We start from the raw sequence: 6,853 nt of genomic DNA, 5'->3' as shown, positions 1-6,853 counted from the left end.
CCATCATGCGAAAGCTCATCGTGCTCGCAAACGCACTGCTGCGAAAAAAACAGAAATGGGTCTCCAAGATGGCTTGATCAAAACGGATACTCTAAGTGATCAGCAGCCTTTGCCGCCGCGGGCCCAGCGCAGCACGTCGGCATTGATGCGGCCCGACACCGAGGCGTCCTGCATCAAAGGACCGAAAGCGCTCAATTTCGCCCTTTCCCCGCTCGCCTGAACCACGAGCAGCGGACGCGATTCCGGCGAATGCGCCGGCACCAACAGGATGCGGGGCGTGCCGCTGAACGAATTGAGCTCCGGGGCGAGTCGATACTTCCTGAAGGCGGGGTCGCGTGATTTGAACCAGCACGCATTGGCGCCGAGCGCCACCCGCTCCATCACCGGCAGAGCGCGCATCGACGCCTGCGGGGCGGGGGGCGGCGCCGTCGAGCAGGATGCGGCGAGCGCTGAAGCTGCGATCAGCATAGAGCGAAACAACAGGCGCATGCCGAATATCTCCGTCGGATGATGGCGAAAAACGATCAGTCGTCGGAAATCGACTCAGGCTGCGATAACGTCGAGCGCGGAGGCGAAAATGCCCTTGCCGTCGGAACCGCCATGGGCGGCCTCGATCAGGTTTTCCGGATGCGGCATCATGCCCAGCACATTGCCCTTTGCGTTCATCACGCCGGCGATATGGTTCATCGATCCGTTCGGATTGGTTTCAGGCGTATAGCGGAACAGCACCTGTCCCTCGCCCTCGATCCGCGCCAGCGTTTCGGCGTCGGCGAAATAGTTGCCATCGTGATGGGCGACCGGCGAGCGGATGATCTGACCCTTTTCATAGGCGCGGGTGAAGTCGGTTTCAGCGTTGACCACTTCGAGCTTCACTTCGCGGCAAACGAATTTCAGCGAGGCGTTGCGCATCAAGGCGCCCGGCAGCATGCCGGCCTCGAGCAGAATCTGGAAGCCGTTGCAGACGCCCATCACCTTCACGCCCTGTTCCGCCTTGTCGCGGATCGCCTGCATCACCGGCATGCGCGCGGCGATGGCGCCGCAGCGCAGATAGTCGCCATAGGAAAAGCCGCCGGGAATGACGATCAGGTCGACGTCGGGGATCTCGGTCTCGGTCTGCCAGATGGTCACGGGCGCCTGTCCCGAAATCTTGGTCAGGGCGGCGATCATGTCGCGGTCGCGGTTGAGGCCAGGAAGCTGGACGACGGCGGATTTCATCGGGCAATCTCCGTAACGGGGGACAAGAAGTCCGGCGGGACGTTCGCGGTGAGCCATACGCCATTGTCGGCGCGAAGGAAAGCATAACCTGCTTCCGCCATTGCCAGCGCATCCACCGTCAACAGCATATGCGAACCTCGCCGCCGCATTGCGACCTGCCTGGCCGTTTCGAGACCGGGCGACAGATGGACATGGCTGCGCTGCATGGGGTTGAGACCAGATGTCTCGATCTCCTGCCAGGCCGCCGCCGTCGTTCAATGATAAAGTATCCTCGGAGGGGTGACCGCTTCCAGCGGCAGATCGACGTCGATGCTGTGCCCATGGGCGGCGCGTATACGCCCATCTTCAAGTGTGAATCGCTTCTTGGCGTTCTCGGCGATGACGCGCCGGATGTCGCAGTCGGACACGCCGAGCTGCGCGCGCAGCCTGTCGCTGAACTGCGCATAGTCGGTCCAGCCTTGCGGGTCGACTTCAAGATCGAGCTCGTGCGGCGCATGGCGCAAGACTTAGCTCATGAATTTGGAAATCTGGGCGTCAGTGGGCATCACTCAGTTTCATGGCGTAAGCGGCTTTTGCGCCGTTTCTGCGAATTCGCGCAGGTCGAGCCGTTTTTCGATCCGATCGGTCCGATCATCAATACGGGCGCAGACGTTTCTAATTCCGTTCAGATCACCCTGTACATTGTGAAGATGGCCACGAATGGACAGCATGTCCTGCCGCAACTCGGAAACCGCATGATCGACTTTGTCGAAGCGCTGCTGAAGGTTTTTCAGGATTTCGAACATCAATTCCTGCGTCACATCAGCCATTGCCAGTCCCTCAACTATAACGAGCTTTGGAATTGTATATCGTCTTCATAGTATATTCTAGGCGTGAGAATGGCCAAAATAAAAATACCGCCGCGAGAAATCCCGCAGCGGCCTCAAGTTCAACGACGAACTTCAGATCAGCCCAGGCTGACGCTGTAGTTTTCGATCACGGTGTTGGCGAGCAGCTTTTCGCACATCGCCTTGAGATCGGCTTCCGCCTTGGCCTTGTCGTCATGGGCGATCTCGATGTCGAACACCTTGCCCTGGCGGACGCTGCCGACATCCGAGAAATCGAGCGCCGACAGCGCGCCCTCGATGGCTTTGCCCTGCGGGTCGAGAACCCCATTCTTCAGCGTAACAACTACACGCGCCTTGATCATATATCCCTCTGCATGTCCGATAGAAGCTTGGTGCGGACCCTTCAGTCCGACTTGACGAGCACCGGGCCCGCGCTGCGGATCGGCTCGTTCTCATTGATGATGCCCAGACGGCGCGCGACTTCCTGATAGGCGTCGAGCAGCCCGCCGAGATCCTTGCGGAAACGATCCTTGTCGAGACGCTCGCGGGTTTCGATGTCCCAGAGGCGGCAGGAATCCGGCGAGATCTCGTCGGCGAGAATGATGCGCATCATGTCGCCTTCATAGAGGCGGCCGCATTCGATCTTGAAGTCAACGAGCTGGATGCCGACGCCGAGGAAGAGGCCGGTCAGGAAGTCGTTGATACGGATGGCTAGCGCCATCACGTCGTCGAGTTCCTGGGGGCTCGCCCAGCCGAAGGCGGTGATATGCTCTTCCGACACCATCGGGTCGTCGAGCGCGTCCGACTTGTAGTAGAACTCGATGATCGAGCGCGGCAGAACCAGGCCTTCCTCGATGCCCAGGCGAGAGGCGAGTTCGCCGGCGGCGACATTGCGCACCACCACTTCAAGCGGAATCATCTCGACTTCGCGGATCAGTTGTTCGCGCATGTTGAGACGGCGGATGAAATGGGTGGGAATGCCGATCCGGTTCAGATGGGTGAAGATGAACTCAGAGATGCGATTGTTGATCACACCCTTGCCGTCGATGATCTCATGCTTTTTCTTGTTGAACGCGGTCGCGTCGTCCTTGAAGAATTGCACGAGCGTGCCCGGCTCCGGACCTTCGTAAAGGATTTTGCCCTTGCCTTCGTAAATCCGGCGGCGACGGTTGTTCATTTAGTCTTCTCTTTTCGTTTGGCGGAGACTCACGCGGACTGCGCCGCCCCGTCGATGCGTTAAACGCTCATTAGCCGAAAAGATCGGAATTCACAATCACGCATCGGCTGATGTCCAGATAACAGAGGTTAGAGAGAATTGTAACGAACCATTTTGCGAAGTTTTCAGTCGCAGGTTGTAGAACTGACCTTGTCGAAACGATGATCGTCAAGATCACAGGCAAACGGGGACGAGAACATGAAGAATATCAAGAAGATCGAAACCACGCTCGAAAACAAGTTCGCTCATGACGAGGATGTGCGTTTCCACGCCATCATGCGCCGCACGCGCCGCCTCGCCGATTGGACCGCCGAACAGATCGGCGTCGACAGCGCCGCCTACGCCTCGCAGCTCGCCGACCTCTACCTTGGCACGCCCGATGACGATGTCATGGCCGCCAAAGTGCGCCTCGATCTCAACCGCGCTGGAATTCCCTGCGCCCATTTCGAAGTTCGCGTCAAGATGGTCGAGCTTCTCTTTGCCGAGCAGCAGGCTATCGCCGCCTGATCCTTCCGACTGCACGCCACTCTACAGCCGCTCCGCCGGGTTCTTCCGTCGGGGCGGTTTTGCTGTGTCGCGTCGCGGAGCACGCGCCGGCATGTGAGACGAAATCGCACTTTCGATTTCCGAATTGAACGACTATAAGCGACGCGAACATTGCAACAATTCGGGAGACCCCAATGTCGGCTATCAACGATCGCGAAAAGGCCTTCGAAAACAAATACGCCCATGATGAAGAGAAGAAATTCAAGATCATCGCGCGGCGCAACAAGTTGCTTGGCCTCTGGGCCGCCGAACTGCTCGGCAAGGCCGACGCCGACGTCTATGCCAAGGAAGTCGTCGCCGCCGATTTCGAAGAAGCAGGCGACGAGGATGTCGTGCGCAAGGTTTTGGGCGACCTGACCGCAGGCGGCGTTTCCAAGTCCGCCGAAGACATTCGCGCCAAAATGGCGGAACTTCTCGCTGTCGCCGCCGACCAGATCGAGAAGGGCTGATATCAGCCGCTCCCAGTGTTCAAAGCCGCTCTTCGGGGCGGCTTTTTTGTTATATCAACCGGTCAGTTTCTGGGTTTTAGTCGAGACAGAAACTGCGCGAACACCATCGTGCCCTCCGGCCAGGGGCCATGCCCCGAATCGATATCGATATGACCGGAATTGCCCGCATCGACCAGAAACGAACCCCATGCATTGGACACATCGCCCGCGTGTTCATAGGAGCCGTGGATATCGTTCTGGCTCGCCACGGTGATTGACGGGAAGGGCAGCGGCGCATTCGGATAGGGTCCGAAAGTCTCGAAGATCTTCTTGTGTGGGCCTTTTAGGGTCAAGTCCGGCGGCGACACGAAAAAACCGCCAACGATTTTGTCAGCGTTTCCGTCAAGGGCGTGGAGAGCCGCCCCAATTCCCAGGCTATGCGCGACGAGCACGACCGGCCGCTCGGCGTCAGCGATCGCCTTGCGTATAGCGTCGACCCAGGCGTCGCGATCCGGCTCCATGAAGGAGGATTGCTCGACGCGTCGCGCGGTGGCGAGCTTGCCCGACCAGCGGTTCTGCCAGTGGTCCTGATGCGGAGCGCCATGGCCGGGAATGAGGAGAATGTCTGTTTCTGAAGCTTTCATGCCTCTCAAATGCGGTCGCGCGGCGCCTGTGTCAAGCGCCGCGCGATAGGTCACTTCGTCGGTTTTGCGCGCGTCGTTTCTTCGCGCGCTCCGCTTATTGTTCGACGTCGCCGCCGTCTTCGGGCGCGGCTTCTTCCTGGCCACCCGAATCATCGGCCATGGATTCGCCGCCGTCATCCGCCGGAGCGTCCATCTGGCTCTGGTCTTCCTCAGCGGGCGCTGCTTCCTCCGCCGGGGCCGCCTCCTCGTAGTTTTCCTCTGCGGGCGCCGCTTCCTCCGGCGCCTCTTCCATTGGAGCGGCCTGCTCGGAATTGTCCTCTGCGGGCGCCGCTTCCTCAGGCGCTTCGTCCATCGGCGCGGCTTGGTCGGAATTATCCTCGGCAGGAGCCGCTTCCTCGGGCGCTTCGTCCATCGGTGCGGCCTGTTCGGAATTGTCCTCGGCAGGAGCCGCTTCCTCAGGCGCTTCGTCCATCGGCGCTGCCTGCTCGGAATTGTCCTCTGCGGGCGCCGCTTCCTCGGGCGCTTCGTCCATCGGCGCGGCTTGGTCGGAATTATCCTCGGCGGGCGCCGCTTCCTCAGGCGCTTCATCCACCGGAGCGACTTGTTCGTCTGGAGTGTTGGGCTGGTCGTTGGCCTCGGGCGCTTGATCGCCAGACTGATCGTCCGCGTTCATTTCACCGCCATTGTCTTCTGGGGCAACCGTTGCGTCGTCCGAGGCGTCCTGCGGCGCATCATCTGCATCAGCTGGTTGTTCGTCTGCAGCGTTATCCATCATGGCTTCGTCTGCGGCGTCCTCAACGGGCAAAGCCTGTTCGTCGTCTGCGGCGGTAGCCGGCTCTTCTTCCAGCGTTGAAGCTTCGTCGACCTGGGGGTCGGCAATATCAGCGACATCCTCCACGACTTCCTCGGAATCGTAGCTTTCTGCGGCTTCGATTTCCTGGACTTCCTCGGTGGACGAATATTCCTCTTCGATAGTCTGCTCGAAGCTTTCCTCGACGCTCTGATATTCTGAATAGAAGCTCTGATATTCCTCAGCGGAATAGGAAAAGTCATAGCTTTCCGACACCTGGACCGTCTCCTCATAGATTTCCCAGGAGTAGGATTCGTAGTAGGTGCTCGTTTCCTCGTAGAAATATGTTGTGGTTGTGGAAATGTATTCCCACTGGTCGCGATAGACCGCATAATATTGCGGCTCATAGGCTGCGTACCAATAGTAATAGCCAGAGTAGTATCCGTCGAAGGCGGCGATCAGATAGACTGTTTGCCATTGCTGGCTTGGAAGCCTGTTGGCCTGCCAGGCGCGGTCGAGCAGGCGCTGCAGGCGAGCGATTTCTTGCTTTTGGCGAGCGTTGAGCGCCTTTTGCGCAGACATTTCGGCAATACGCTTCTGGATTGCGGCAAGGCGGCGGCCATTCTTGACGGCGGCGTCCTTGGCATTTGCGGCCGTGCCGCCCTTAACCCGCTTCAGATAGTCTTCCCAGGCCTTGCCAAGTGTTTGGACGCCGATCTTGACTTGCTTGTCCTTGATCTTGGCGAGGCTGTAGCTCAGTTCAACCTGAGCAACGGCGGAAGCGTATTTTGGCAGACTTTTCGCCAGATCAGCAGTTCTTTTGCCGCGCGCCGCCTTGTCGACCGCTTTCAATTGCTTGGCGGCCTCGGCCAGCGCTTTCAGCAGCGGCGCAGACTGGCCGCGCTTGTTTTTCGGAAGCGCCTTGATCGCCCTGATGGTCACCAGGATCGCCTGGGCCTGTTTATCCAGCAATTGGCCGGCGCTCAGCTTTTTGGACTGATAGGCCGCAGAGGTCGCGGCGTAAGCGGCGACAGATGTCATGGGGCTCATGGCGAGTCCCAGGGAAATCAGCGTCGCCGGAAGGACGCTGCGAAAAATGCGTGGCATGATGACCTCTTGATTGTCTCCCGGGGTCCAATTTTCGCGCGCCGGGATCGCGCTTTCGCCCTATCGAGACGGATCGCAGC

9 protein-coding genes and 1 pseudogene are annotated in these 6,853 nt (G+C 59.2%); 2 read left to right on the top strand and 8 right to left on the bottom strand.

The window, feature by feature from the left end:
• Window positions 1-99 precede the first annotated feature (99 nt).
• The 6 genes and pseudogenes from M2360_RS17505 to purC form a co-directional block, all read right to left on the bottom strand.
• On the bottom strand, window positions 100-489 hold the full coding sequence (locus tag M2360_RS17505; RefSeq protein ID WP_280776550.1) for a hypothetical protein: 390 nt from the start codon (window positions 487-489) through the stop codon (window positions 100-102).
• A 54-nt stretch (window positions 490-543) separates the two neighbouring features.
• Window positions 544-1,215 carry a phosphoribosylformylglycinamidine synthase subunit PurQ gene (gene purQ / locus M2360_RS17500; protein ID WP_280776549.1) on the bottom strand — a complete coding sequence of 224 codons (672 nt, stop codon included), beginning with the start codon at window positions 1,213-1,215 and terminating at the stop codon, window positions 544-546.
• A pseudogene (locus M2360_RS17495) lies at window positions 1,212-1,718 on the bottom strand (RNA 2'-phosphotransferase). Before M2360_RS17495 ends, purQ begins: the two are co-directional and overlap by 4 nt.
• Window positions 1,719-1,769: 51 nt before the next feature.
• Window positions 1,770-2,000: a hypothetical protein gene (locus M2360_RS17490; protein WP_280776548.1), complete on the bottom strand. Its 231-nt coding sequence runs from the start codon at window positions 1,998-2,000 to the stop codon at window positions 1,770-1,772.
• A gap of 161 nt (window positions 2,001-2,161) precedes the next feature.
• The gene (purS, locus tag M2360_RS17485; protein ID WP_137158142.1) at window positions 2,162-2,404 is read right to left on the bottom strand and encodes a phosphoribosylformylglycinamidine synthase subunit PurS; all 243 of its coding nucleotides are present in this window, start codon (window positions 2,402-2,404) and stop codon (window positions 2,162-2,164) included.
• Window positions 2,405-2,445: 41 nt separating this feature from the next.
• Entirely contained in the window at window positions 2,446-3,219 is a 774-nt protein-coding gene (purC, locus tag M2360_RS17480) for a phosphoribosylaminoimidazolesuccinocarboxamide synthase (protein ID WP_280776547.1), read from the bottom strand.
• A gap of 237 nt (window positions 3,220-3,456) precedes the next feature.
• Between purC and M2360_RS17475 the strand changes: the two genes are divergently transcribed.
• Window positions 3,457-3,765: an ATPase inhibitor subunit zeta gene (locus M2360_RS17475; protein ID WP_280776546.1), complete on the top strand. Its 309-nt coding sequence runs from the start codon at window positions 3,457-3,459 to the stop codon at window positions 3,763-3,765.
• Window positions 3,766-3,938: 173 nt separating this feature from the next.
• Window positions 3,939-4,253 carry a DUF1476 domain-containing protein gene (locus M2360_RS17470; protein ID WP_280776545.1) on the top strand — a complete coding sequence of 105 codons (315 nt, stop codon included), beginning with the start codon at window positions 3,939-3,941 and terminating at the stop codon, window positions 4,251-4,253.
• Window positions 4,254-4,315: 62 nt separating this feature from the next.
• Here M2360_RS17470 and M2360_RS17465 read toward each other — a convergent pair whose 3' ends face one another.
• Together M2360_RS17465 and M2360_RS17460 are read right to left on the bottom strand one after the other, a co-directional pair.
• On the bottom strand, window positions 4,316-4,876 hold the full coding sequence (locus M2360_RS17465) for an alpha/beta hydrolase (RefSeq protein ID WP_280776544.1): 561 nt from the start codon (window positions 4,874-4,876) through the stop codon (window positions 4,316-4,318).
• A 94-nt stretch (window positions 4,877-4,970) separates the two neighbouring features.
• Entirely contained in the window at window positions 4,971-6,773 is a 1,803-nt protein-coding gene (locus M2360_RS17460) for a hypothetical protein (RefSeq protein WP_280776543.1), read from the bottom strand.
• Between the last annotated feature and the right edge of the window lie 80 nt (window positions 6,774-6,853).

This window comes from Rhizobium sp. SG_E_25_P2 (assembly GCF_029892285.1).
GTDB lineage: Bacteria > Pseudomonadota > Alphaproteobacteria > Rhizobiales > Rhizobiaceae > Rhizobium_E.
This window is presented reverse-complemented; position numbering and strand designations above follow the sequence as displayed.